Origin of the sequence: Cupriavidus necator N-1, assembly GCF_000219215.1 — a bacterium.
GTDB classification, from domain to species: Bacteria; Pseudomonadota; Gammaproteobacteria; order Burkholderiales; family Burkholderiaceae; genus Cupriavidus; species Cupriavidus necator.
This window is the reverse complement of sequence record NC_015723.1, coordinates 1,886,564-1,910,969: the sequence shown is the minus strand read 5'-3', so window position 1 is coordinate 1,910,969 and position 24,406 is coordinate 1,886,564. Positions and strand designations below refer to the sequence as shown.

The 24,406-nt window shown below is 65.7% G+C and carries 23 protein-coding genes and 1 pseudogene; 12 read left to right on the top strand and 12 right to left on the bottom strand.

The window, feature by feature from the left end:
- Positions 1 to 27: 27 nt before the first annotated feature.
- Positions 28 to 1,023: a Bug family tripartite tricarboxylate transporter substrate binding protein gene (locus CNE_RS26745; protein WP_013953420.1), complete on the bottom strand. Its 996-nt coding sequence runs from the start codon at positions 1,021 to 1,023 to the stop codon at positions 28 to 30.
- Positions 1,024 to 1,506: 483 nt separating this feature from the next.
- On the opposite strand from CNE_RS26745, the gene CNE_RS26740 reads away from it, so the two are divergent.
- The gene (locus CNE_RS26740) at positions 1,507 to 2,511 is read left to right on the top strand and encodes a tripartite tricarboxylate transporter substrate-binding protein (RefSeq protein ID WP_013953419.1); all 1,005 of its coding nucleotides are present in this window, start codon (positions 1,507 to 1,509) and stop codon (positions 2,509 to 2,511) included.
- Positions 2,512 to 2,784: 273 nt separating this feature from the next.
- Positions 2,785 to 3,750, top strand: coding sequence for a Bug family tripartite tricarboxylate transporter substrate binding protein (locus CNE_RS26735; protein ID WP_013953418.1), 966 nt, complete (start codon positions 2,785 to 2,787; stop codon positions 3,748 to 3,750).
- Positions 3,751 to 3,768: 18 nt separating this feature from the next.
- Here the strand turns inward: CNE_RS26735 and CNE_RS26730 are convergent, their stop codons facing one another.
- Positions 3,769 to 4,698, bottom strand: coding sequence for a LysR family transcriptional regulator (locus tag CNE_RS26730; protein ID WP_013953417.1), 930 nt, complete (start codon positions 4,696 to 4,698; stop codon positions 3,769 to 3,771).
- A 135-nt stretch (positions 4,699 to 4,833) separates the two neighbouring features.
- On the opposite strand from CNE_RS26730, the gene CNE_RS26725 reads away from it, so the two are divergent.
- Genes CNE_RS26725 through CNE_RS26715 form a run of 3 tightly spaced genes read left to right on the top strand, consistent with a single transcriptional unit; the run spans position 4,834 to position 7,470 of the window.
- Complete coding sequence (locus CNE_RS26725; RefSeq protein WP_013953416.1) at positions 4,834 to 5,367, top strand: thiamine pyrophosphate-binding protein; 534 nt, start codon at positions 4,834 to 4,836, stop codon at positions 5,365 to 5,367.
- 4 nt (positions 5,368 to 5,371) lie between these two features.
- Positions 5,372 to 5,968 (top strand): thiamine pyrophosphate-dependent enzyme, encoded by a 597-nt coding sequence (locus CNE_RS26720; RefSeq protein ID WP_013953415.1) that lies wholly within the window; start codon positions 5,372 to 5,374, stop codon positions 5,966 to 5,968.
- A 32-nt stretch (positions 5,969 to 6,000) separates the two neighbouring features.
- Entirely contained in the window at positions 6,001 to 7,470 is a 1,470-nt protein-coding gene (locus CNE_RS26715) for an aldehyde dehydrogenase (protein WP_013953414.1), read from the top strand.
- Between the two features lie 80 nt (positions 7,471 to 7,550).
- On the opposite strand, the gene CNE_RS26710 is transcribed toward CNE_RS26715, so the two are convergent.
- Positions 7,551 to 8,474 (bottom strand): LysR family transcriptional regulator, encoded by a 924-nt coding sequence (locus CNE_RS26710; RefSeq protein ID WP_013953412.1) that lies wholly within the window; start codon positions 8,472 to 8,474, stop codon positions 7,551 to 7,553.
- A 227-nt stretch (positions 8,475 to 8,701) separates the two neighbouring features.
- On the opposite strand from CNE_RS26710, the gene CNE_RS26705 reads away from it, so the two are divergent.
- The 3 genes from CNE_RS26705 (at position 8,702) to CNE_RS26695 (ending at position 12,037) form a co-directional block, all read left to right on the top strand.
- Complete coding sequence (locus tag CNE_RS26705) at positions 8,702 to 9,880, top strand: CaiB/BaiF CoA transferase family protein (RefSeq protein ID WP_041228679.1); 1,179 nt, start codon at positions 8,702 to 8,704, stop codon at positions 9,878 to 9,880.
- A 122-nt stretch (positions 9,881 to 10,002) separates the two neighbouring features.
- On the top strand, positions 10,003 to 10,851 hold the full coding sequence (locus CNE_RS26700) for an FAS1-like dehydratase domain-containing protein (RefSeq protein ID WP_013953411.1): 849 nt from the start codon (positions 10,003 to 10,005) through the stop codon (positions 10,849 to 10,851).
- 25 nt (positions 10,852 to 10,876) lie between these two features.
- Positions 10,877 to 12,037, top strand: coding sequence for an acyl-CoA dehydrogenase family protein (locus tag CNE_RS26695; RefSeq protein WP_013953410.1), 1,161 nt, complete (start codon positions 10,877 to 10,879; stop codon positions 12,035 to 12,037).
- Between the two features lie 78 nt (positions 12,038 to 12,115).
- Here CNE_RS26695 and CNE_RS26690 read toward each other — a convergent pair whose 3' ends face one another.
- Both CNE_RS26690 and CNE_RS26685 read right to left on the bottom strand, forming a co-directional pair.
- Positions 12,116 to 13,063: a PDR/VanB family oxidoreductase gene (locus tag CNE_RS26690; RefSeq protein ID WP_013953409.1), complete on the bottom strand. Its 948-nt coding sequence runs from the start codon at positions 13,061 to 13,063 to the stop codon at positions 12,116 to 12,118.
- A 4-nt stretch (positions 13,064 to 13,067) separates the two neighbouring features.
- Positions 13,068 to 14,123, bottom strand: coding sequence for an aromatic ring-hydroxylating dioxygenase subunit alpha (locus CNE_RS26685; protein ID WP_013953408.1), 1,056 nt, complete (start codon positions 14,121 to 14,123; stop codon positions 13,068 to 13,070).
- Positions 14,124 to 14,224: 101 nt separating this feature from the next.
- Here CNE_RS26685 and CNE_RS26680 point away from each other — a divergent pair, with 101 nt between their 5' ends.
- On the top strand, positions 14,225 to 15,229 hold the full coding sequence (locus CNE_RS26680; protein ID WP_167540191.1) for a LysR family transcriptional regulator: 1,005 nt from the start codon (positions 14,225 to 14,227) through the stop codon (positions 15,227 to 15,229).
- A gap of 12 nt (positions 15,230 to 15,241) precedes the next feature.
- On the opposite strand, the gene CNE_RS26675 is transcribed toward CNE_RS26680, so the two are convergent.
- From CNE_RS26675 to CNE_RS26660, 4 genes are all read right to left on the bottom strand, one after another.
- A complete protein-coding gene (locus CNE_RS26675; protein ID WP_013953406.1) occupies positions 15,242 to 16,246 on the bottom strand; it encodes a tripartite tricarboxylate transporter substrate binding protein in 1,005 nt (334 codons plus the stop codon).
- A gap of 70 nt (positions 16,247 to 16,316) precedes the next feature.
- Positions 16,317 to 17,399, bottom strand: a complete 1,083-nt coding sequence (locus CNE_RS26670; protein WP_193351073.1) for a hydroxyacid dehydrogenase — start codon at positions 17,397 to 17,399, stop codon at positions 16,317 to 16,319.
- Entirely contained in the window at positions 17,396 to 18,076 is a 681-nt protein-coding gene (locus tag CNE_RS26665) for an RraA family protein (RefSeq protein ID WP_013953404.1), read from the bottom strand. Before CNE_RS26665 ends, CNE_RS26670 begins: the two co-directional genes overlap by 4 nt.
- Positions 18,073 to 19,374, bottom strand: coding sequence for an alpha-hydroxy acid oxidase (locus tag CNE_RS26660; RefSeq protein WP_228772330.1), 1,302 nt, complete (start codon positions 19,372 to 19,374; stop codon positions 18,073 to 18,075). The genes CNE_RS26665 and CNE_RS26660 overlap by 4 nt, the downstream gene beginning before the upstream one ends.
- 133 nt (positions 19,375 to 19,507) lie before the next feature.
- On the opposite strand from CNE_RS26660, the gene CNE_RS26655 reads away from it, so the two are divergent.
- Together CNE_RS26655 and CNE_RS26650 are read left to right on the top strand one after the other, a co-directional pair.
- Positions 19,508 to 20,410: a LysR family transcriptional regulator gene (locus CNE_RS26655; RefSeq protein WP_013953402.1), complete on the top strand. Its 903-nt coding sequence runs from the start codon at positions 19,508 to 19,510 to the stop codon at positions 20,408 to 20,410.
- A gap of 223 nt (positions 20,411 to 20,633) precedes the next feature.
- Positions 20,634 to 21,134, top strand: a complete 501-nt coding sequence (locus CNE_RS26650; protein ID WP_013953401.1) for a DUF6496 domain-containing protein — start codon at positions 20,634 to 20,636, stop codon at positions 21,132 to 21,134.
- Between the two features lie 164 nt (positions 21,135 to 21,298).
- Here the strand turns inward: CNE_RS26650 and CNE_RS42255 are convergent.
- Positions 21,299 to 21,484, bottom strand: a pseudogene (locus CNE_RS42255) (biotin carboxylase N-terminal domain-containing protein); the annotation flags it as partial.
- An 80-nt stretch (positions 21,485 to 21,564) separates the two neighbouring features.
- Here CNE_RS42255 and CNE_RS26640 point away from each other — a divergent pair.
- A complete protein-coding gene (locus CNE_RS26640; protein WP_013953399.1) occupies positions 21,565 to 22,527 on the top strand; it encodes a Bug family tripartite tricarboxylate transporter substrate binding protein in 963 nt (320 codons plus the stop codon).
- Positions 22,528 to 22,575: 48 nt separating this feature from the next.
- Here the strand turns inward: CNE_RS26640 and CNE_RS26635 are convergent, their stop codons facing one another.
- Together CNE_RS26635 and CNE_RS26630 are read right to left on the bottom strand one after the other, a co-directional pair.
- A complete protein-coding gene (locus tag CNE_RS26635; protein WP_013953398.1) occupies positions 22,576 to 23,391 on the bottom strand; it encodes a shikimate dehydrogenase family protein in 816 nt (271 codons plus the stop codon).
- 24 nt (positions 23,392 to 23,415) lie between these two features.
- A complete protein-coding gene (locus tag CNE_RS26630; RefSeq protein WP_013953397.1) occupies positions 23,416 to 24,405 on the bottom strand; it encodes a 2-hydroxyacid dehydrogenase in 990 nt (329 codons plus the stop codon).
- Position 24,406 lies beyond the last annotated feature (1 nt).

The following is a 24,406-nucleotide window of genomic DNA, read 5'->3' as shown; positions in this document are numbered from 1 at the left end:
GTCAGGGGGTGGCGCTGCCGAGCCGTGTCATTGCGCCTTGATGCCGGCGGTCTGGATCACGCGCGACCATTTTTCCGTATCACTACTGATCTGCGCCGCGAACGCGGCGGAGCCTTCGCCGCCCGGCTCGGCGCCAAGCTGTTCGATGCGCTTGCGCACGTCGGGCGTGGCCAGCACCTTATCCACCGCCTGCTGGAGCTGGCGAACACGCTCCGGCGGCGTGCCGGCCGGAGCGAGCAGCCCGAACCAGGAATTGACTTCATAGCCCGGCAGCCCCGACTCGCGCACGGTCGGCACGGAAGGCAGCACCGAGGCCCGCCTGGCACTGGTGACCGCCAGCGCCGTCACCTTGCCGGTCTGGATCTGTGCCAGCGCGGACGGCAGGTTGTCGAACATCAGGTTGACCTGGCCCGCGAGCAGGTCCGTCATGGCGGGAGCGGCCCCTTTGTACGGCACGTGCTGCATGCTGACGCCTGCCATCATGTTCAGCAACTCGCCTGACAGGTGGGGCGACCCGCCGGTGCTGGTGGAGGCATAGTTGATCTTGCCCGGCTCGCGCCTGGCCAGCGTCACCAGTTCGCCCACCGACCTGGCGTTCAGCGTGCTGTTGACAAGCAGCACGTTGGGCGAGTTGGCGACCAGCGTCACGGGCACGAAGTCCCGGGTGCTGTCGTACGGCATGCGCGGGTAGATGAACTGGTTGGTCACCTGCGTGCCCAACGTGCCCATCAGCAGCGTATAGCCGTCAGCCGCGCTGCGCGCCACCGCCTCCGCGCCGATGTTGCCGCCCGCGCCCGGGCGGTTGTCGACCACGATCTGCTGACCCAGCGCCTCGCCCGCCTTCTGCGCAACCAGGCGCGCCAGGATGTCAGTGGTGCCGCCAGGCGTGAAGGGCACCACCAGCCGGATCGTACGTGAAGGAAATGCCTCTGCCGCGCAGGCCGGTGCGGACCAGGCGCACAAGGCGGGCAGGGTGGCGAGCGCCGCAACTACGGCACGCCGCTGGGGGGAATGACGCTGCATCGGGTTGTCTCCTGGGCGCGAGGCGGTGCGCGCGCATCTGGTTTCGTTGAGGGAAACTCTGTGTGGGAGATCTTAGGGAGCGGAGCGAAAGAGCGTCAAACGAATGCCGTATATTTTCATTGGTTGAAAATTTCAGGCGATTTCAGGCGGACCAGCGCCATGGGCGCGTGGCTAGGGAGAGCAGAACATGAGGCTTCGACCTGCTGCCGGAAGATGCGCCATGGTGGCGGGCGGATGCCGCCATCTGCAAGAGTGACCAGTGCAGCGAGCTTGTGTCGCCCATCGCCATGCTGGCCCGGGAGGCCTGCGACTTCGGGCAGATGTTCCAGACCGGGTGATCGGCCGGCGTGCGTTCGGCCTGGCCGTATGGCCCGTTCGATAAATCCGGATTGTCCTCCGGTGCCGCTATCCCGCACTCTAGCCCTGTTTGATAAACCGACCGGCGCGACAAAGTCAGCGCGCCGGCGACATGGAGACGGTGATATGTGCGTTCAAGCGGGCAAGGCCATGCTGGCCGGTATGAAGTGGATCACATGCGGAGCGCTCGGGCTGGCGTTTTCCGCTGGGGCGCTGGCAGCGGATGCATATCCGTCCAAGCCCATCACGCTGGTGGTGCCGTTCTCGGCCGGCGGCCCGACCGATGTGGTTTCGCGGGCGCTTGGGCAGGCCATGTCGAAGGATCTGGGGCAGAGCGTTGTCGTGGAAAACAAGCTCGGCGCCGGCGGCACAGTGGCGGCCGCATTCGTGGCGCGGGCGCAGCCCGACGGCTACACCATTCTGATCCACCACAATGGCATGGCGACGGCGCCGGCGCTGTACAAAAAGCTCTCCTACAGCCCGCTGAAGGATTTCGAGTACATCGGGCAGGTGGCGGATGTGCCGATGACGCTGCTGGGCCGCAAGGACCTGCCGCCGGCCAACGCGGCGGAACTGATCAAGTACGTGCAGCAGAACAAGGAAAAGGTCTCGCTGGCCAATGCCGGCCTTGGCGCGGTTTCGCAGCTATGCGGCCTGCTGTTCGAGGAGGCAGTCAAAGTCAAGATGACCTCCGTTCCCTACCAGGGCACCGGGCCCGCGCTGACGGCCTTGCTGGGCGGGCAGGTGGACCTGCTGTGCGACCAGACCACCTCGACGCTGTCGCATATCAACGCCAACCGCGTCAAGCTGTATGGCGTGACGACACCGAGCCGGATCAAGGCGCTGCCCAATGCGCCGACGCTGCAGGAAGGCGGCCTGAAGGGCTTCTCGATGAAGGTCTGGCATGGGATCTATGCGCCCAAGGGTACGCCGCCCGCGGTCACGGCCAGGCTGACCAAGGCCCTGCAGCAGGCATTGAAAGATCCTGCCGTCGCCAGGCGGCTTGACGACCTGGGTGCAGAGGTGGTGCCGCTCGACAAGCAGACGCCGGAGGGGCTCAGGTCCTGGCTCAAGGCGGAAAGCGACAAGTGGCAGCCGTTGCTGAAGACCATGAAGGTGGAGGCCGACTGACATCCTGCGGCCGGTAGCGCGCCAGCGCTTCCGTTCCGTTGGACCTTGAATGTACGCCGCGCGGCGATGGCTGCGCGGCGTACTTGCGTTTACGCGGGGCCTGCGGAGGCTGCTTCGGGTTAACACCGCAGTAGTAGCCCCAGGCATGCCGCCTCTTGATAGCAGCAGCGGAATTTTCTATTTCACCGTCGCCACGGTTGCTCGCTACCATCGCTTCAAAGGGTGTCGACGCGCAATCCGCCACCCAACCAAAACTATCTACCTGGAAGAGACATGAAACGCTTGCTTGCTCAAGTAGGGATCGGTGCGCTCATTTCGTTCAGCGCGCACGCCCAGGCTGCTTACCCTGACCATCCCGTCCGAATGGTCGTCGGCTTCGCCGCCGGCGGCAGCACCGACGTGGTGGCGCGTATCGTGGCGAACAAGCTCGGCGCCTTGCTCGGGCAGTCGGTCGTGGTGGAAAACAAGGCGGGTGCCGGCGGCACCATTGCGACCGACGTAGTCGCCAAGAGCCCGGCGGACGGCTACACGCTGTTGTTCGGCACCAGTTCCCACGCCATCAACGCCACGCTTTACAAGAAGCTGCCGTATGACCCCGTCAATGCGCTGGTGCCGGTATCTGTGGTCGCGGGGGTGCCGATGGTGCTGGCGGTCAATCCTTCGGTGAAGGCGAACACGGCCAGGGAACTGGTCGAGGACATCAAGAAGAATCCTGGCAAGTACAGCTACGGTTCCGCAGGGAAGGGTAGCGCCGTCCATATGGCGGTCGAGTTGCTGCAGTTCCAGGAGCACCTGAAGCTCACCCATGTTCCGTTCCGTGGCGCCAGCCAGGCGATCCAGTCCGTGATTTCCGGCGACGTCCAGTTCATTACCGATGCAGTGTCGACGGCTGCGCCCATGATCCAGTCCGGTCGCCTGAAGGCGCTTGCGGTCACGACTGCCACGCGTTCCAGCGTGCTGCCGGACGTGCCGACGATGAAGGAAGCGGGCTACGCGAACTATGAAACGTCGCTGTGGAACATGGTGATGGTGCCAAAGGGCACGCCGGCCCCGGTCATTGAAAAGCTGAGCGCTGCCTTGCAGACGGCGGTCAAGGACTCTGAGGTGCGTCAGCGCATGGAAAAGATCGGCGTGCAGCCCATCGTCGATTCCACCCCGGACAAGGCGGCCAGGTTTGTCCAGGCTGAGACGCGCCGGTGGGCCGAGGTCATCAAGGCCGCCAACATCGAACTGGACTGAACTGCCGCTGGCACCGTATCAGGCGCTGATCCAGGATGCACCGGGCCATGCGCCGTCGAGCACCAGCCGCTTCATCAATGCCACCAGCTCGGCGCGGACGAAGCTGGCTGCGGGTGTCAGCCTGCGGGTGGCCGCGTGCGCCAGCACGATGCGGCGCGACAGGTTGGGCGACACGATGGGCGCGCCCGCCAGCGCGCCAGTCTCCATCTCCTCGGAAATCGCGGAGCTCGGCAGGACGGTGTGGCCGAATCCCTTGCCGACCAGGTTTTTCTGAACCACCAGCGAGTTGGTCTCGACCGCTACCACCGGGGTGATGCCGGCGACCGCGCAGGCATGCTCGACCACGCTGCGTAACCCGTGCGGGGCGTTAGGCAGGATCAGCGGCAGGTCGCGGAAGCTCTCGACGGTTTGTTCCTCGCCTGGCGCAAGGGTGCCAGCGGGTCCCACCAGGTAGAGCTGTTCATCGAGCAGTGCTTCGACGTGCAGGCCGGGAGAACTCTTGGTGTCGTAGAGCAAGGCGACCTCCACGTCGCCGGCCTCGAGCCACTGCAGCAGGTTTCCCGCGTAGCCGACGTTGATGCGTACCACCAGTTGCGGATGCCTGGCCTTCACCGTGGCAACCAGCTCCGCTGCCAGCAATTCGCAAGTGCTTGGGAGTAGTCCAATGACCGCAGTGCCTGAAATCGCGCCAGACGCCGGCGTGATCTCCGCCTTGGCCCGATCGAGTTCCTGCAGCGCCCTGCGGCCGTATTCGACCAGCGTGCGGCCGGCGTCGGTCAGGACCATGCCATGGCGCTCGCGCTCGAACAGCTCGACGCCAAGTTCCTCCTCGAGCAGGCGCACGTGCCGGGAAACCGCCGGCTGCACGATGCGCAGGAGCTCGGCCGCCTTGGTGGCGCTGCCGGTCTCGGCGATGGCTAACAGGGCGCGAAGCTGCTTGATGTCCATATCTGTAAAGGCCCTTGGCCGGCATTCAACTTCGTGATCGCAGGCATCAATTAATTGTATTTCATACTTCCAGCTAGTCAACTCTATGATAGCAAACGTTGTCCCTCCGCTTTCCCCTTTCTTAACTTGCGCACTATGACGACAAACAACTCAGAGCCTCTTGCCTGGCAAGAGGACATCTTCCAGGTCCTTAAACAGAACGGCGTCCGCCAGGTGGCCTACGTGCCCGACGCCGGCCACTCGCATGTCATCCGACGCGCCAAGGCCGACCCCGAAATCCGCGACGTGGTGCTGACCACGGAAGAGGAAGGCGTGGGCGTCGTCAGCGGCGCCTGGCTGGGCGGGGAACGCGCCGTGCTGCTGATGCAGAGCAGCGGCGTCGGCAACTGCGTGAACATGTTCTCGCTGCTGGAGAGCTGCAAGTTCCCGTTCTTCACCCTGGTGACCATGCGCGGCGAGTACGCCGAGTTCAATCCCTGGCAGAACCCCATGGGCCTGGCCACCCAGCGCGCGCTGGAGCTGATGGGCATCACGGTCTATCGCGTGAATTCGCCGGAAGAGGCCGCCGAGCTGGTCGACGCCGGCCTGGTTTCCGCCTTCGACGCTGGCAACCGCGTTGCCGTTCTCCTGTCCCAGAGCCTTATCGGCCGCAAAAAGTGGATGCGCTGATCCTATGACTACCTCTACCTCCAAGCCTGGCATCGACCGCCGCAAGTTCGTTGCCGAACTGCTGAAGCAATTTCCTGACGCGCTCGTAGTCTCGGGCCTCGGTTCGCCTTCGTACGACGTGTTCGCCGCTGGCGACCGTCCCGGCAACTTCTACCTGTGGGGCGCGATGGGCGGTTCCACCTCGCTGGCTCTCGGGCTTGCCATCGCACAACCCGAGAAGACCGTGATCGCCATCACCGGCGACGGCGAGCAGCTGATGGGCATCGGCAGCCTGGCAACGGCGGCGGCGCAACAGCAGAAAAACCTGAACATCGTGATTCTCGACAACGGCCACTTCGGTGAGACTGGCATGCAGCAAAGCCACACCAGCCTGGGTACCAACCTGGCCCAGGTGGCGAAGGCGGTCGGCGTGCCGACGACGCTCGAGATTTCCGATATCGAGGAGCTGGGCAATTTGGCGCAAGCCATCAGGAAGGCCGAGGGCATGACCGTGGCGCAGGTCTATATCTCGACCGACGAGCCGCAACGGGCCTTGCCTCCGCGCGATGGCACCTTTGTCAAGAACCGCTTCCGCGAGCATCTCGGCTTCGCACCGTTCTGATCTGCCAACACCAACACGGACAGCATCGCGCCATGAAGCAGTATCAAATGTTCATCGACGGCACCTTCGTCAATGCGAGCGACGGTCGCTGGTTTGAAACCCAGAATCCCTTTACCGGCAAGACCTGGGCCGAAGTGGCCCGCGGCACCGCAGCAGATATCGATCGCGCCGTGCAGGCGGCCGATCAGGCGTTCCGCTCGGGGCCGTGGTCGGAGATGACGGCGACGCAGCGTGGCGCCTTGCTGCGCAAGCTCGGCGACCTGATCGCCCGGGACGCGGAGCGGCTGGCCGAGTTCGAAGTGCAGGACAACGGCAAGCTGCTGGCGGAGATGGGCGCCCAGCTCAAGTACCTGCCGCAGTGGTTCTATTACTTCGGCGGGCTGGCCGACAAGATCGAAGGCACGGTCATTCCGCTCGACAAGAAGGGCTATTTCAACTACACCCGGCGCGAGCCGCTGGGCGTGGTGGCGGCCATCACGCCGTGGAACTCACCGCTGATGCTGCTGGCGTGGAAGATCGCGCCGGCTCTCGCGGCGGGATGTACCGTGGTGGTGAAGCCGTCGGAGTTCACTTCGGTGTCTGCGCTCGAGCTTGCGCTGCTGTTCGAGGAAGCCGGCTTTCCCGCGGGCGTCTTCAACGTCGTGACCGGGTTTGGCGTCGAGGTGGGCTCGCCGCTGGTGACGCATCCGCTGGTCAAGAAGGTGACCTTCACCGGATCGGACGCCACCGGACGCGTGATCAACCAGCAGTGTGCGGCGCAGTTCAAGCACGTGAGCCTGGAGCTCGGCGGCAAGTCGCCGAACATCGTCTTCAACGATGCCAACCTGGATGACGCCGTCAACGGCGCCGTCTCCGGCATCTTCGCCGCCAGCGGCCAGACCTGTATCGCCGGTTCGCGGCTGCTGCTGCAGGAAGACATTCACGATATCTTTGTCGAGAAGCTGCTGGCGCTGGCCAGCACGGCAAAGCTCGGCAACCCGATGAATGCCTCCACGCAGGTGGGGCCCATCACCACGCCCGCGCAATACGAAAAGGTGCTGTCGTATATCCAGATCGCGCAGGACGAAGGGGCGGAGCTGCTGCTCGGCGGCAAGCCGGCGTCCTGCGGCGACGGATGGTTTGTCGAGCCGACCATCTTTGCCAGGGTCTCGCCGAAGATGCGCATCGCGCAGGAGGAGGTGTTCGGGCCGGTGCTGTCCATCCTGAAGTTCAGGGACGAAGCCGACGCCATCGCGATTGCCAATGACAGTTGTTATGGGCTTGGAGCGGGGGTCTGGACATCCGACATCGGTCGTGCCTTCCGCATGTCGGAGAAGATCCAGGCGGGCACGGTCTGGGTCAATACCTATCGCGCGGTCAGCTTTATGTCGCCGTTCGGCGGGTACAAGGACTCGGGCCTCGGCCGTGAAAACGGCATCGCTGCCATCGAGTCGTACCTGCAGACCAAGAGTGTGTGGATCAATACGGGAGCGGCTACGGGTAATCCGTTCATGATCCGCTGATTGTGTTTTACCGAAGCCTGTGGCGGGGGCCGCTTGTTTTCACCCCTCTCCCATTTATGGGAGAGGGGTGGTGAAACGCGTTATGACAGTGCGTTCTCAGGGCTCCCGCCCGCTGCCTGTGCCACCTCGATCAGTTCGTCGATCAGCGCCTTCGCGCAGCCGGGCAGGCCTTCCAGTTCCCGCACGATCACCGCACGCTCCCGCAGCGCCCACGGTTCGTGCAACTCGATGATCTCGATCTTCATCGTCTGCCGGTGGCGCAACGCGGCCGATAACGGCACCACGCCAATGCCGACGCCAGCCTCGATCATCCGGCACATGGCTTCAAAGCTGCGGATCTGGATGCGGATCTGCAGCTTGCGCCGCTGGTCGCGGACCAGCTCGGTAAGAAAGGCGTGCAGGGTGCTGCCTTCATGCAGGCTGACATGCTCATAGTCGAGCGTGTCTTCAAAAGCGAGGTTCGGCTTCTGCGTCAGCGGATGGCCGACCGGTGTGGCCAGAACCAGCTTGTCCGTACTGAAATGGATGACCTCCAGCCCTTCCGAGTTCAGCGGTCCGGAGATGATGCCAAGGTCCGCGCTGCCGTCCAGCACGCCGCGGATGATGTCCCGCGTCAGGCGTTCCTGCAGGTCGACGGTGACGGCGGGGCGCTCTGACATAAAGCGCGCCAGCACCTCTGGCATGAACTCCGTCACGGCGGTGGTGTTCGCAAAGATGCGGATATGACCGACCGAGTCCTTGGCGTATTCCTCGAACTCGCTTTTGACATGCTCGAACTGGCGCTCGATCACCCGGGTATGCCGCAGCAGGCGCTCGCCGGCCGGGGTCAGGGCCAGGCCCTTGCTCTCGCGATAGAAGAGGCGGGTGCCTAGCTGGTCCTCCAGCGCCTTGAGCCGCGCGCTGGCTGCGGCGGGCGACAGAAATGCCTTGCGCGCCCCGCGCGACAGGTTTTCCTCCTCGGCGATGCGTGCAAACAGCCTCAGGTCGGCAAAGTCGAAATGCATATGTGCTCCTTCTCCTGAACTTTACCAAGGCGTCAAATATGTCGCAAACCGGCAGGTCTTCGGTGTTTTCGGCGCAGACGAACGGCTGCTTCGAGAAAACGAGATTTACCCAAGCCTGCGTCGCTGCGAGACTTGCTCAGAGGCGAATTGCATCGCCAACTGAATCTCAGTCGTTCGTTGCCGCCAAGGCAGTTCGAACGCAATCCTCCCCCCCCGAAAAGGCTGCTATGCGTCCCCTCGATGGCATTACCGTGGTTTCCCTGGAGCATGCAATCGCTGCGCCATTCTGCACCCGCCAGCTCGCGGACCTGGGCGCGCGCGTGATCAAGATCGAGCGGCCCAAGGTCGGCGACTTTGCCCGCGGCTATGACGAAAGAGTGGACGGCATGTCCTCGCACTTTGCCTGGACCAACCGTTCGAAGGAAAGCCTGGCGCTGGACCTGAAGCACCAAGAGGCCCCCGCCATCCTGCAGAAGATCCTGGACAAGGCGGACGTGCTGGTGCAGAACCTGGCGCCGGGCGCCGCCGACCGGCTTGGGCTGTCATATGAAGCGCTGTCCCAGCGCTATCCCGGCATCGTTGTCTGCGACATCTCTGGCTATGGCAACGACGGCCCGTATCGGGACAAGAAGGCCTACGACCTGCTGATCCAGGCGGAGTCCGGCTTCGTCTCGATCACGGGCACCCCGGAAAGCCCATCCAAGGCAGGCTGCTCGATCGCGGATATCGCAGCCGGCATGTACGCCTACACCAATATCCTGGCGGCGCTGCTGCAGCGCGGCAAGACGGGCAAGGGTGCCCATATCGATGTCTCGATGCTGGAAAGCATGGTCGAGTGGATGAGCTATCCGCTCTACTACGCCTTCGACGGCGCCACGCCGCCGCCGCGCGCGGGCGCCTCGCACGCGACCATCTTCCCCTATGGCCCGTTCACGGCAGGCGATGGCAAGACCATCATTCTCGGCCTGCAGAATGAGCGCGAGTGGGAGGCCTTCTGCCGGGTGGTGCTGGAACGGCCGGAGCTGACGAGCGACGAGCGCTTCGTCACCAACTCCCTGCGCGCCAGGAGCCGCGTCGAGTTGACGCAGATCATCACCGACGCCTTCGCCGCGCTGGACATCGACCATGTGGTCGAGCGGCTGGAGCGTGCCCAGATCGCCAACGCCCGCATGAACGATATGCGCGAGGTCTGGAACCACCCGCAACTCAAGGCACGCGAGCGCTGGACATCGGTCCGCTCTCCCGTGGGCGTGATCCCGGCATTGCTGCCGCCCGGCATGCCGAATGCGTTCGAGCCGCGCATGGACGCCATCCCGGCGCTGGGTGAGCACAGCGAGCACATCCTGCGCGAGCTCGGCTACACCGGCGACGACGTGTCGCGGCTGCGCACGGAAGGCGCCATCTGACCTCATTCCGGAAGGGTACGTGCTTTCCGTCCAAGCGAATGGCTCGTTCCGAACTTTCGAATTGGAAGCTGCGGCGGCAGCGTGCATAGTGGAAGCCAGGCAATCAAGACTAGAGAGATGTGATGGACGTTGTGAAGCTGAAGGAATGGATTGGCAGGACGGCGGAAAGCCAGGACGAGATCACGGCATATCCCGTCAAGGCGCTCGCGGCGACCCTGGACTACGATCAGCGGGCACCCGTTCGCGGCGATGCCATTGCGCCGCTCTGGCACTGGCTCTATTTCCTGCCGCTGCACCGGCAATCCGAGATTGGTGCCGATGGCCATGCCAGCCGCGGCGGCTTCCTGCCGCCGGTGCCGCTGCCGCGCCGCATGTGGGCCGGCGGCCGCCTGTGGTTCCACCAGCCGCTGCGCATCGGCGATGCCGCCTCGAAGGTGTCGCGCATCCTCGATGTCAGCGCCAAGAGCGGACGTAGCGGATCGCTCGCCTTTGTGACGGTCGAGCACAAGTACTACGGCGGCAATGGACTGGCGGTTACCGAAGAGCACGACATCGTCTACCGCGAGAGCGCATCGCCGAACGCGCCCGCACCGGAAGCGGTGCGGGCGCCGACGGGCGAAGAATGGGTGCACGAGGTGGCGACCGATCCCGTCCTGCTGTTCCGCTTCTCCGCGCTGACCTTCAACGGCCATCGCATCCATTACGACAAGCAGTACGTGACCGCGGTCGAGCACTATCCGGACCTGATCGTCCACGGCCCGCTGCTGGCACTGCTGATGCTGGAACTGGTGCGCACGAACCTGCCGGACGCAGTGGTCAAGACCTTCTCGTTCCGGGGCGTGCGGCCGACCTTCGTGCCCCAGCGCATTTTCGTCTGCGGCAAGCGCAGCGAGGACGGCAAGACCGTCGAGTTGTGGGTCCGCCATGAAGATGGCGCCCTCGCGATGAGCGCGACCGCTGAACTGAACTAACCCCAAAGTTGCTGGAGACCAGGCTGTGCAGAACAGAATCGATGAATACCAGGAAATCCGTGAGGCCGTGCGCGATCTGTGCGGCCAGTTCTCATCGGAATACTTCCGAAAGGTTGACGAAGTACGGGGCTATCCCGAGGAATTCGTTAGCGCGCTGACCCAGGCCGGCTGGCTGGCCGCGCTGATCCCGGAGGAGTACGGCGGCTCGGGCCTAGGCCTGACCCAGGCGTCCGTCATCATGGAGGAAATCAACCGTGCCGGCGGCAATTCGGGCGCCTGCCACGGCCAGATGTACAACATGGGCACGCTGCTGCGCCATGGCTCGGCCGAGCAGAAGAAGCTGTACCTGCCCAAGATCGCCAGCGGCGAACTGCGCCTGCAATCGATGGCCGTGACCGAGCCGACCACGGGCACCGACACGACCAAGATCAAGACTACCGCCGCGCGCAAGGGCGACAAGTATGTCGTCAATGGCCAGAAGGTGTGGATCTCGCGCGTCCAGCATTCGGACCTGATGATCCTGCTGGCCCGCACCACGCCGCTTGCCGAGTGCAAGAAGAAGTCGGAAGGCATGTCGATCTTCCTGGTCGATCTGCGCGAGGCCATCGGCAAGGGCCTGACGGTCCAGCCCATCATCAACATGGTCAACCATGAGACCAATGAGCTGTTCTTCGACAACCTGGAAATCCCGGCGGAGAACCTGATCGGCGAGGAGGGCAAGGGTTTCAAGTACATCCTCGACGGCCTCAACGCCGAGCGCACGCTGATTGCCGCCGAATGCATCGGCGACGGCTACTGGTTTATCGACAAGGTGACCAAGTACGTCAACGAGCGCGTCGTCTTCGGCCGGCCGATTGGCCAGAACCAGGGCGTGCAGTTCCCTATCGCCAGGGCCTTCGTCAACGTGGAAGCGGCCAACCTGATGCGGTTCAAGGCGGCGAAGCTGTTCGACGCGCACCAGCCCTGCGGCGCCGAAGCCAATATGGCGAAGCTGCTGGCCGCGGACGCGTCGTGGGAAGCGGCTAACGCCTGCCTGCAGTATCACGGCGGCTTTGGCTTCGCGGCGGAGTACGACGTCGAGCGCAAGTTCCGCGAGACCCGGCTCTATCAGGTGGCGCCGATTTCGACCAACCTGATTCTTTCCTACGTCGGCGAGCACATCCTGGGGATGCCGCGGTCGTTCTGAGGTTTTGCTTCCGTGGTCTCCTGGACCTTGCGACCCGCCTTCGAGCGGGTCGTTTTTTCTTCCGCGGTCTCCCAGTCGTCAGAGATCCAGCACCAGCTCTGCGCCTTGCGCCCGGGAAACACAGATCAGGATGGACCGGTTCGCGGCCCGCTCGTCCTCGCTCAGTACATAGTCGCGATGGTCCGCGGCGCCGGCAAGGAGCGGAACTTCGCAACTCCGGCACAGGCCTTCGCGACACGCTGAGGGCAGGCACAGGCCATTCGCTTCCAGCACGGACAGGATGCTGTCGCCGGCGGGGATGGTGAAACGCCCGCCATGCCGCAGCAAGCTGACTTCGAACGCGCCGTCTGGTTTGTCGCTCCGGTCGGCATCGGCGCCGAAGCGTTCGAAGTGTACGGCGCCGGACTCGATCCCGGCCGCCCGGCCACAATCCGACACGGCGTTCATCATCGGTCCCGGGCCGCAACAGTACACGTGCCAGCCGGCAGGCATCTCACGCAGCGCAGCGCCCAGGTCGACCCGTTCGCCGCGATGCTCGTCATCGGCATGCACGACAACGCGATCGGCATGGGACGCAAGCCGATCGAGGTAGGCGGCGCCGCCGCGCGAGCGCACGCAGTACAACAGGCGCCACTCGCGTCCATGCTCGACGCACCAGCGGATCATGCTGAGGATCGGTGTGATGCCGATACCGCCCGCAATAAACAGATGTCCTGGCGCGGACGTTTCCAGGCGAAACAACGATCGCGGCGCGCCGACCTGCAGGCGATCGCCCACTCGCAGTTGCTCATGTGCATAGCGCGATCCGCCGCGGGATGCCGGCGCCAGGCCGATGCCAAGGCAATAGCGTCCGATATCGGCAGCCGAACTGGCAATCGAGTACTGCCTCGTCAGGCCGTTGGGAAGCGCCACGTCGACGTGTGCGCCGGGATCAAAGCCTGGCAGCGCTGCACGCGACGGGCAGCGCAACTCAACGCCCAGCACGCCCTCCGCTTCCGTGCGCAATCCGGTGACAACCAGTTCCATCACGTCATGCCTCCTTTAGTTGCCGCACCCGCCCACGCTGGGCGGCTTCTTCTTCCAGCCGGCGCGCGACCACCCAGCGGAACTGGGACAGGGCCGCGTCGATGGAGAACGGTATCATCTTGAAGTCGGGCGCGAGTGCCAGCGAGCGCTGCTGCGCGGTGATGATGTCGCGGTCCTCGTCGAACGCGGCCACTACGGCCTGGTGGATGGACCGGGTGACCTCCGGCTGGTCGATCGCGAAGTTATGCGGATGGGCAAAGAAGTAGTGCGTGGAGTTCTCGGTTTCCGGCGTCAGTGCCTGGCAGCCGCGAAATTCCGCGGCGTCGATGCGCCTGCCTTCCTGTGCCCCGGTCCCGGTCGGCGCCATGCCGGAGTCCATCAGCAGGATTGCCGGCAGCGTGAAGTTGTAGATGTTCCAGCGGTCGACCTTTCCCGGCCAGTCCTTGACCTGCTTCGCAAATGGCGGGGCCTCGGTATCGATGGTCCAGCGGGTAATGCGCACGCCATCTTCGAGACGCTCGACCGTCGGCTGCACGCCCGCGTAGTCCTCGCTGCCCCCAAGCGTGGTGGGATGCACGAACGGCAAGTGCGAGAAGTCCAGCAGGTTGTCTGCGATCAACAGGTAGTTGACGTCGTAGTGGATGTAGCCATCGAGGCTGCGCCACGCCGGGTCGTCCAACCAGTGGGTGTCAGGGATCAGCGCCGGATCAGCCGCTTCCGCGTCACCCATCCAGATCCAGATCCAGCTATTGCGCTCGACCACGGGGAAGGTCCGCACGCGCGCTTGCGGCGGGATCCGCTGCTGCGCCGGCGCTTCGATGCATTGGCCGGTGGGATCGAACTTGAGCCCGTGGTACATGCAGCGCACGCAGTCGCCTTCGCGCCGACCCACCGACAGCGGCGCACCGCGGTGGCAGCAGCGGTCTTCTATCGCCACCAGCGTTCCGTCTTCGGCCCGATACATCAGCACCGGGATGCCGATGATGGTCCGGCTGAACAGGTCGCTGGCCCCGACTTCCTTGTCCCAGCCCGCCACATACCAGGTGTTCCTGACAAACATCCTCTGTCTCCTGTATCGATTTTCGGCCTCTCTGGGGCCGCCTTGACAGGAGATTAGGCAGGGGCTCACTATGCGTCAATCGCATGCAGAACATAGTAAGGATGTACGCCGTGCATAACGCTCCGTTCGACTACAACCTGCTTGCCGTGTTCGACGCCATGCTCCGCGAGCGCAATGTGACGCGTGCGGCCGAGCAGCTAGGCCTGACGCAAAGCGCGATGAGCCATGCGCTGAACCGGCTGCGCAGCTATTTCGATGACCCGCTGTTTGTCAAGACCGCGCACGGGATGACGCCGACGACCAAGGCCGAGGGCCTGGCCGGGCCGATCCTCGACGTCATGACGACCATGCAGACGCGCGTGCTGCCGCAGTCGAGCTTCGACCCGGCGACCATGCAGCGCACGTTCACGCTATGCATGACGGACATGGGCGAGCTTGTATTCCTGCCGCCGCTGATGCAGCGCCTGCGCGCCATCGCGCCGCGCTGCTCGCTGCGCACCTTGCAGGTACCGATGCCGCAGATCGAGGCGCTGCTCGCCTCGGGCGAGGCGGATCTGGTGCTCGGCTCAGTGCGTACCGCACCCGAGGCGTTGTTCCAGCAGCAGCTGTTCATGCATGGATTCGTGACCATCGTCAGCAGCCGCAACAAGACGGTTGGCGACACGCTGACTGTCGAGCAGTTTGAGACCATGCCGCACATTGCGGTCAGCCTGGCGGGGCGCTCGAGCCCGGCCTATGACGCCGCATTTGAGAGCCACGGACTGAAGCGGCGCGTCTATGTCTACACACCGCACTTCCTGAGCGTGCCGCTGCTGATGGACCGGGAGCCGGACCTGATCGCCACCGTGCCCGAGGAGCTCGCCAACGTCTTCAGCCGATATGGCGTGGTGCGCGTGGTGAAACCGCCGGTTGCCTTGCCATCGTTCGCGTTGAGCCAGTACTGGCACCCGCGCTTTCACCACGATCCCGCGATCGTCTGGTTGCGGCAGCTCGTCAAGCAGACCTTCGATCAGTATCCGGCGATCCCCGCATTGCCAGCAGATGACGCCTCGCTGAGGCGACGCAAGGATGCCGGGCGCAAGCCTGCAAAGAGCACTAACCGATAGCCGCCAGCACGCTCAGTTTTCCTGCCACGGCATCTCCTTCCACAGTTTCTGGAAGCCCGCCTCGCCGCGCTCCAGCTCCGCGCTGTAGGCCGCTGGCGCGAGGTAGCGCAGCGGCGCATACATCGCCTCGGCCTGCAGGCGGAACTGCGGATCGGCGACCACACGCGCCATGGCATCCACCAGCTTCTTCCTTACCGGCTCAGGCAGGCCCTTGGGCGCCGCCAGGCCGCGCAGCGAAGCCAGCTCGATGTCGAAGCCCTGTTCGCGGAAGGTGGGCACGTTCGGGGCCAGTGCTGCCCGTGTTGCGCCCATCTGGCCGATGAACTTGATCGGCGAGCCGCCTTTCTGGTACTGCAGCGCTTCGCCCACGTTGATGGCTCCGATGGTGAGCTGCTGCCCGACCAGCGCCGCGCGGACGTCGCCTGCGCCCTTGTAGCCGACATGGGTCAGCTTGACGCCCGCGGCCTTCTCGAACAGCAGCATGGCAAGGTGGTCGTCCGAGCCGACGCCGGTGGTGCCGACTGACACCTCTCCCGGATGCGCCTTGGCATGGCGCACCAGCGCGGCCAGCGAGTCAATGCGATTGCCGTTGTGTACCGTGAAGCCGCCCGGATCGTCGACCAGGTTGCCGATCAGGTCGAAGCTGCGCCAGGTGAAGGTGGTCTTGCGCTCGATGGGAATGGTTAGCAGGTTCGGCGTATTGATAAAGCCGATGGTGTAGCCGTCCGGCGCGGACCGTGCCAGTTCAGCGAAGCCGATGGCGCCGCCCGCGCCGGGCTTGTTCTGTACCACCACCGTGGCGCCGCCGAGTTGCTTCTCGAGGTGGCGGGCCAGCAGGCGTGCCACCAGGTCCGTCCCGCCCCCGGGACCGTAGGCCACGATCATCTGGATAGGGCGGTTGGGATAGGGCGCCTCTGCCCTGGCGCCGGCCGTGGCGGCGAGGCCGCACGCCAGTGCGAGCGCGCCGACCAGGCGAAGGGGAAAGCGCCGGCGCCATTGGTCTTGGGTCGGGTGCATGGTTGGTGTCTCCTCGCCGGTCTGGTATGCCAGCGTGTTATGTGTAAAGAATAGTCCGCGGAATTGCGGGCTAAGGTGTGACCGATGACACGGCGGCAGCCTGCAACGCTGCCGCGATGCGCTGTTGCGCACGCGGCCAGACTTCGGGGTTGACCAGCCGCTCGGGCCGCTCGCCACTGGCCAGGAGCGTGACGATTTGAGTGGCGGCCAGTTCGGCGTTCCTGCGTCGTGCCTCGTGAGTAACGCCAGCGGTGTGGAAGGTGGCGACGACGTTGTCCAGCGCGAGCAAGGGGTGGGAGCGTGGTGGCGGCTCCTGTTCCCACACGTCCAGACCGGCGCCGGCAAGATGGCCGCTGGCCAGCGCCGCATGCAGCGCGCCCTCATCGTGGATGCCGCCGCGCGCGGTGCTGACGAAGATGCTGCCCGGCCGCATCGCGGCGAAGGCGGCGCCATCCATCATGCGCAGCGTGGTGGCGTCGCGCGGGCAATGCAGCGAGACCACGTCGGCACTGCGCAGCAATTCCTCGAACGACACCGCCTGTGCGCCGCGCGCGGCCAGCTCCGCTGCATCCAGCGCCGGGTCGCACCCGATCACGCGCATGCCGAAGGCGCGGCCGAGTGCGGCGACGCGGCGGCCGGCGTGGCCCACGCCGACCAGGCCGAGCGTGCGGCCGCGCAGTTCGTGGCCCATCAGGTCCTCACGGCTCTCGCAGTTGTGCGCGCGCAGGCTGCGGTCGGATTCGGCGATGCGGCGCAGTACCGCGAGCATCAGGCCCAGCGTCATTTCCGCCACCGAGTCGGCGTTGCCGCCGGCTTGGTTGAGCACCGCGACGCCGGCCTCGGTGCAGGCATCGATGTCGATGGTGTCGCAGCCGGAGCCGCTGGACGACACCGCCAGCAGGTTCGGGCAGCGCGCCAGCAGCGCGGCGTCGGCGAACCAGCGGCGCGGGATCTCGTCCTTGGCGGCCGAGATCTGGTAGACATGAGCGCCGGACAGCCGGTCCCACGCGGCCGCGTCGGCGCCTTCGCGGGCGCAGGTATGCAGCGTCAGGCCTGGCGTGGCCGTAATGATGCGGTCAAAGGCCGCGTCCAGCCAGTGGTCGAAACGGACCACCGTGCCGGCGGCAGGCATCGGCAGGACGGGCGCGTTCATACGGCCACCCCCTTTTCGCGCAGCGTGCGCTCGACCCAGCTCCGATCGGCGCGACCTTGCGCGATCGACTCGAGCACCGCTGCTTCGGTGCGTTGTACGTTCTCCACGCGCGCGGCGATTTCCTCGGCATCCTCGGCCGCAACGACCAGCAGGCCGTCGCCGTCGCCCAGCACCAGGTCACCGGGGCGCACCACCATGCCGTCGATGCAGACGGGTACATGCAATTCGCCGGGACCGTCCTTGTAAGGACCGCGGTGCGAGACCCCGCGCGCATAGACGGGCAACGTCTCCTTGCCGATCGTATCGCTGTCGCGGATCAGGCCGTCGATGACGAAGCCCGCTGCGCCGCGCGCGATCGCCAGCGCCAGCATGATCTCGCCGATGATGGCATTGGGACCGGCGCCGCCGGCATCGACGACGATCACATCGCCGGGTCCGCAGAGGTCGAGGGCCTTGTGCACCATCAGGTTGTCGCCCGGGCGCGTGCGCACGGTGAGGGCGCGGCCGGCCATGACGCCATCGCGCCGGTGATAGGGCCGCAGCCGCGTGGTGCCGACGGTGCGGCTCATTGCGTCGCTGACATTGGCCACCGGGAAGCTGCCGTAGCGTTCCAGCAGCGCGTTGCTGACGGTCGGCGCCGGCTTGGGGTGGATGCGGAAGCCGTGAAGCGTGCTCATCGATAAGTCTCCGGGTGAGGGGGCATGTGGGGTAGTGAAGCGGCAGGACGGATGCAGGCAGGGCCGATGTCTGCCAGCCGGAGCAGGCCGAGCATCGCCATATCGCGCGAGATCTCGGCCTGCAACAAGTCGATGGCGTGCGCCACGCCGGGGGTGGACCCGACCGTCGCCGCATAGGCGAACGGCCGTCCGACAAAGACGCAACGCGCGCCGAGCGCGAGCGCCTTGATCACGTCGGTGCCGCGGCGTACGCCGCTGTCGAGTATCACCGGCAGATCGGGCACGGCGTGAACGATCTCGGGCAGGACGCGCAGCGGCGCGATGGCGCCGTCCAGTTGCCGGCCGCCATGGTTCGAGACGATGATCCCGTCCACGCCGTGGCGGCGCGCCAGCAGCGCGTCTTCCGCGGTCAGGATGCCCTTGACCACCAGCGTGCCTTTCCAGCGCCGGCGGATGCCTTCGAGGTGCGTCCAGGTGAAATGTGCGCGGTCGGAGAAGTCGCGCAGCACGCGCGACGACAGGATGGGCGCGCCGCGGTGCGCATAGGCGTTCTCGAAATGCGGCATGCCGTGCCGCAGCAGCGTGCGCGCAAAGGTGCCGAGCAGCCAGCGCGGGTGCGTGATGCCTTGCCATGCCAGGCTTGCGCTCGGGCGCAGCGGCGTCGAGAAGCCAGCGCGCACGTTGTTCTCGCGATTGCCCGCAACGGGCGTATCGACGGTGATCACCAGCGTCCCGACGCCTGCCGCCTCGACGCGCGACAACAGCCCGTCGATCTGCGCCATGTCGCCGGGCAGGTAGGCCTGGAACCAGGTGCCGGGCGCGGCTGCCATCACTTCTTCCAGCCGGATCAGCGATGAACCGCTCATGATCGCCGGCACCCCGGCCTGCTGCGCGGCCTGCGCCAGCACGATATCGCCGCGGTAAGCGAACAGCGCGGCAATACCCATGGGCGCAATGCCGAACGGGGCGGCATAGCGCCGGCCGAACAGCTCGAAGCCGAGTTCGCGCGTGGCCACGCCGGCAAGCACGCGCGGCCGCAGCGCGATCTTGGCGAAGGCGCGGCGGTTCTCCGCCAGCGAGACGCTGTCCTCCACCGCACCGCTGACATAGGCGTACAGCGGCCGGGGCAGGCGGCGGCGGGCGAGCGGTTCAAGGTCGTTTAGCGAAAGCACTTGCCTGCGCAAGGTGCCTGCGCCGCTTGCGGTCGCGGTCGTCACGCGCGGCGCGGAAGCGGTGCTGACGGCATTTGTGGCGCGGTCAGCGGCGTTGTCTGCAGCAGGGGCATGAAGAGCTGACATGATCGATATAGGGGGGCAGGGCGACGACGAGGCTTCAATCTAGCAACCGCAAGGAATCGATAAAAGCGAAAAATAATGAAGCTATAATTTCGCTTTTAGGAAACTGATAATCGCCGCCCGCGGCGCGGATTCCATGACCCTCAAGCAACTCGAAGCCTTCTACTGGGCCGCGACCTGCCTCAACTTCTCGGTAGCCGCCGAGCGCTGCCACCTGTCCGTGTCTTCGCTGTCCAAAAGGGTGGCCGAGCTCGAAACCTCCCTCGGCGTGCAGCTGTTCGACCGAAGCGGCCGCCGCGCCGAACTGACGGCGCAGGGCGAGCAGATGCTGCCGCGTATCCGCGAACTGCTGCGGGTTGCCGCCGAGTTGCAGCAGTCAGCGGGGCAGAGCCGTGGCCTGCAAGGCCGTTGCCGCGTGGGCCTGGGCGAACTGAGCGGCCTGACCTGGCTGCCCCGGCTGGTACGGCAGACGGCCATCCGGCACCCCGAGCTTCAGCTCGAGCCTTACGTCGATATCGGTCAAGTGCTGGAGCAGCGCCTGGAAGATGGCGAACTCGACCTCGCGGTGATCGCCGGGCCGTCTTCGCGCAGCAGCCTTGCGTCGGAACGGATCGCACAGGTCGATTTTGTCTGGGTCGCGAGCGAGTCTTTTATCGACCAGACCGGCACCGACGATCCGCGGCGGCTGATGGCGGAGCAATTGCTGCTGTCCCTGCCGGTCGGCGCGGGCGGCACCCGGGTACTCGACCAGTGGCTGGCCACCCGTGGCATGGCGGTCAACCGTCGCCTGGTGTGCAACAGCTGGGGCGCCGTGGTCGGCATGGTGGCGGAGGGGCTGGGTTTCGCCTTCATGCCAAAGCAGTGGGCCGAAGCGCTGGAAGCGCGCGGGGTGCTGCAGATCCTGAAGAAGGGCGGCGCGCTGGAACCGCTGCACTATGTCGTGCAATGGCGTCGCGACGACGCGCGCGTGCTGATCACGGAGATGCGCGATGTCATCAAGGACGTAATCGAATTCCAGGCGCCGCGTTGCCTGGTGTAGACCGCGTCTCGCAGGGTAGATTTGGCCAAAGGTGTGCAGATTTCGCACGCGGCAGTACAACCGTCGCCTCTATGAGTGGCGGTGGCGCGCCAGTTGCACGCCTGGAACGACATTTGCAAGGGATTTTTTAACCCGCCGGCAGATGGCGGGCCCTGAACAGTGCCGCGGACATTGCATCTGCCATGGCCCGTGCCGGATGACCGCGGCTGCCATGGAGACGACCATGCCAAGGGCATCGAGCATTGCCCAAGCCAGGGCAGACAAGAGAGCAGGCAAGTCGCCGACCACCCAGGCCGGCCATTTCGTTCACGACGAGATCGAAGCCGTGCGAAAAGGTAAGCACGGCGTGCGCTCGGCCAAGCAGGCCATAGCGATCGGTTTGTCGGAGGCACGCCGCGCTGGCGTCGATGTGCCGCCGAAGAAGGGTGCGACCAAGGCGGAAACCAAGGCTGCTGCCGCCAAGGCCGCACCGCGACGGGCGAGTTCAGAAAGCACGGCCAAGCGGTCCCAGGCTGCGCTCAAGGCACTCAAGCGCGAGAGCACCGCCGGCGCTTCTCCCAAGGCGCTGTCTGCCCAGGCCAAGAGCGCGGCAAGCAAGCGCACGGCGACCGATCGCTCGGCTGCCGCGAAGAAGGCCGCCAGCACCAAGGGAGCTGCCGGTCGCTCCGAAGCGGCCCGCAAGGCCGCTCGCACGCGTGCGGCAAGGAAGGAGTCAGCCCGTTAGCGAACCAGCGTACCGCTGTCGGCAAGCTGCGCGCCTGGCACGCCGCGCTCTCCGGCGTTCACCGCACTGAACCGACACGGAGGTAAGCAACCCACTCTCTCGCCGGCTTCGACTGTGCGGTCGACGAGCGCGCAGGTCTCTTCCATCAGGGGGGCTGGCGTAGAATCTGTCGGTGCGCCCTCGGAGCCCGGAACGCCGGGGACACCGGCTTCGATCATGGCGCGTTTGGCGCTGACCTTGTCGCCCATGCGCCGGATCGAAGCCGCGGTAGGCCCGATGCATACCAACCCGTCCCTTCCAACGGCTTCGGCAAAATCCGCGCTCTCGGACAAGAACCCATACCCGGAATGCGATGGTCTTTCACATCGTGTGTCCGAGCCTTCCCCCCACGGAATCAACTTCTCCGCCCCCCCTGAATTGAGAGCCATAGATGCGATCGCCCCGCAAGCTGTTTCACATGGCCGCCCTGCTAGCCTCACTTGCCGTCGTCGGCCAGACGCGCGCGGCGCCCTACCCGGATCATCCTGTCGAACTCGTGGTCCCGAGCGCGGCGGGCGGTGGTACCGACACGGTTGCGCGGGCTTTCAGCGAAGCCATGCGAAAGTATCTGCCGCAGCCGCTGACTGTGGTGAACAAGCCAGGGGCCAGCGGTGCCATCGGCATGACGGATGTGGCCCGCGCCAAGCCGGATGGCTACAAGCTCGGCATCATCATCGCCGAAGCCGTGATCGTCCCGCATCTCGGGCCGACCACCCTCGACGCCGCCGAGCTGGTGCCGATCGCGCGCCTGAATGCCGATCCGTCCGCGATCACGGTCAAGGCCGACTCGCGCTGGAACACCATCGAGGCGTTCCTGGAATTCGCCAAGGCGCACCCGGGGGAGGTGCAGGTCGGGAATTCCGGCCCGGGCTCGATCTGGCACCTGGCGGCGACGGCGCTGGAAGACAAGGTGCACGTCAGGTTCAATCATGTGCCGTTCTCCGGTGCCGCGCCGGCCCTGGTGGTGTTGATGGGCGGGCACATCGACGCGGTGGCCGTCAGTCCCGCCGAGGTATCGGCCTATGTGGCCGCAGGCAAGGTGAAGACGCTCGCGGTGATGGCCGAGCAGCGTGTCAGGGGTTTCGAGAGCGTTCCGACGCTGCGTGAGCGCGGTATCGACCTCTCGATCGGCACATGGCGCGGGCTGGCCGCGCCCAAAGGCACGCCACCCGAAGTGCTTGAAACCCTGGCGGCCGCCAGCCGCAAAGCGGTGGCGGATCCGGTCTTCGTGGCAGCACTGCGCCGGCAGAACCTGGGCATTGCCTATGCCGACGCGGCGACGTTCAAGGCGATGATCGCGGCAGACAACGCGGTGATGAAGGCACTGGTGGCGAAGACCAACCTCAGCAAGTGAGGCAGTGCGTCCGCATCGGTCCAGAAGGGCCAAGGGCGGCAGAGGGGCTCAAGACAGGCGCGCAATGTCCTCAAGCAGCGCCGTCTCCATCGCCTCGATCGGCGCGCGTGCGCAGCCGGTGTAGAACTCGACCTGGGCGCACGCCTGGTGCAGCATCATGCGCGTGCCGTCGATGGTGCGGCAGCCAAGCGCGGCGGCATCGCGGATCAGCTTGCTCCTGACCGGGATGAACGCAGCGTCCATGACGATCAGGTGTGCGGCGAGCTGTCCGGCGACCGGGTTGACATCGGGGGCCCGAAAGCCGGCGGCGGTCGCGTTGGCGAGCATGTCGAAATCCGCCGCGCGGAAGTCCGTCAGCCCGCCGCCAAAGCGCAGGCCAAGCTCGGCGGCCAGTTCCTCGCCGCGCGCGGCGGTGCGGTTGAACACGGTCACCCTGGCGCCGGCCTCGCGCAGGCCATAGGCCATCGCCCGCGCCGCGCCGCCCGCGCCCAGCAGCGCAATGCGCTTGCCGCCCACTTCCGTCACCTCCCGGAATGCCCGGACGGCGCCGATGCAGTCGGTGTTGTAGCCGGTCAGCACGCCATCGATATTGTTGATGGTGTTGACCGCGCCGATGGCGCGGGCGGTCTCGTCGAGATGGTCGAGGTGCGCGATCACGGCCTGCTTGTGCGGCATCGAGACATTCATGCCGCGCACGCCGAGCGAGCGGATCGATTGCACGGCGCCGGGCACGTCCTGCACCCCGAAGCACACAAAGGTGTAGTCGATCCCGAGCGCCCGGTAGGCGGCATTGTGGATGCGCACATTGAAGGTGAAGGGCTCGCCCATGATCGAGCCGCACAGCGTGGGAATGGAACCGGGCATTGCGGGGTGTCCTTGCGGGGAAAATCAGGCGGCTGCCTGGACGGCAAAGGCCGCCAGGTCGAAGCGCGCGACGGGTTGCCGTCCGGCGAGCGCGTCCAGCAGGTTGCGCGTAGCGAGATCGGCCATGGCACGCCGGGTCTCATGCGTGGCCGAGCCGATATGGGGCAGGGCTGTCACCTTGGGATGGCTGCGCAGCGGTGAATCCTGAGGCAGGGGCTCGGTGGCGAAGACGTCCAGCCCGGCCGCGCGCAGGTGGCCGCTGTCGAGCGCCGCAAGCAGCGCGTCTTCCTGCACGATCTGGCCGCGGGCGCCGTTGACAAAGATGGCGCCGGGCTTCATCAGCGCGAACTCGCGCCGGCCCATCAGGCCACGCGTGCTGTCGGTCAGGGGCAGCGTGACGGCGACGATATCGGCCCTGTGCAAGGCATCGTCGAGTTCCGTCCAGGTGGCGCGTCCCACCAGGTCGGGCGGCTCCGCGGCGGTCTCGTTGACGTAGACCACCTCCATGCCGAAGCCGAGCGCCGCGCGTCGCGCCACAGCCTGGCCGATGCGTCCGAAGCCCAGGATCGCCAGGGTCTTGCCGTGGACGTCCCAGCCGAACAGGCTTTCGCCGATATTGGCAGTCCAGCGGCCTTCGCTCACATGGGCCGCCAGCTCGACCAGGCGGCGGCTCGTGGCCATGATAAGCGCGAAGACGGTGTCGGCGGTGGTCTCGGTGAGTACGCCGGGCGTATGGCACAGGGTGATGCCGCGCCGGTGCAGGCAGGGAAGGTCGTAGTTGTCGACTCCGACCGAAATACTCGAGATCACCTCCAGCCGGCTGGCGTCGGCCAGTTCCACGGCGCCGAGCTTCACGCTGGAGCCGATCAGGCCATGGGCGTTGGCCAGCGCGGCGCGGAAGGCCGGCCGTTGTGCCGGCTGGCGCGGGTCGGCCACGATCACATCGTGTTCCGACTCGATCCTGGCGAGCAGGTCATCAGGAATCGGGCGGAACACCAGAACATTCTTGCGCATG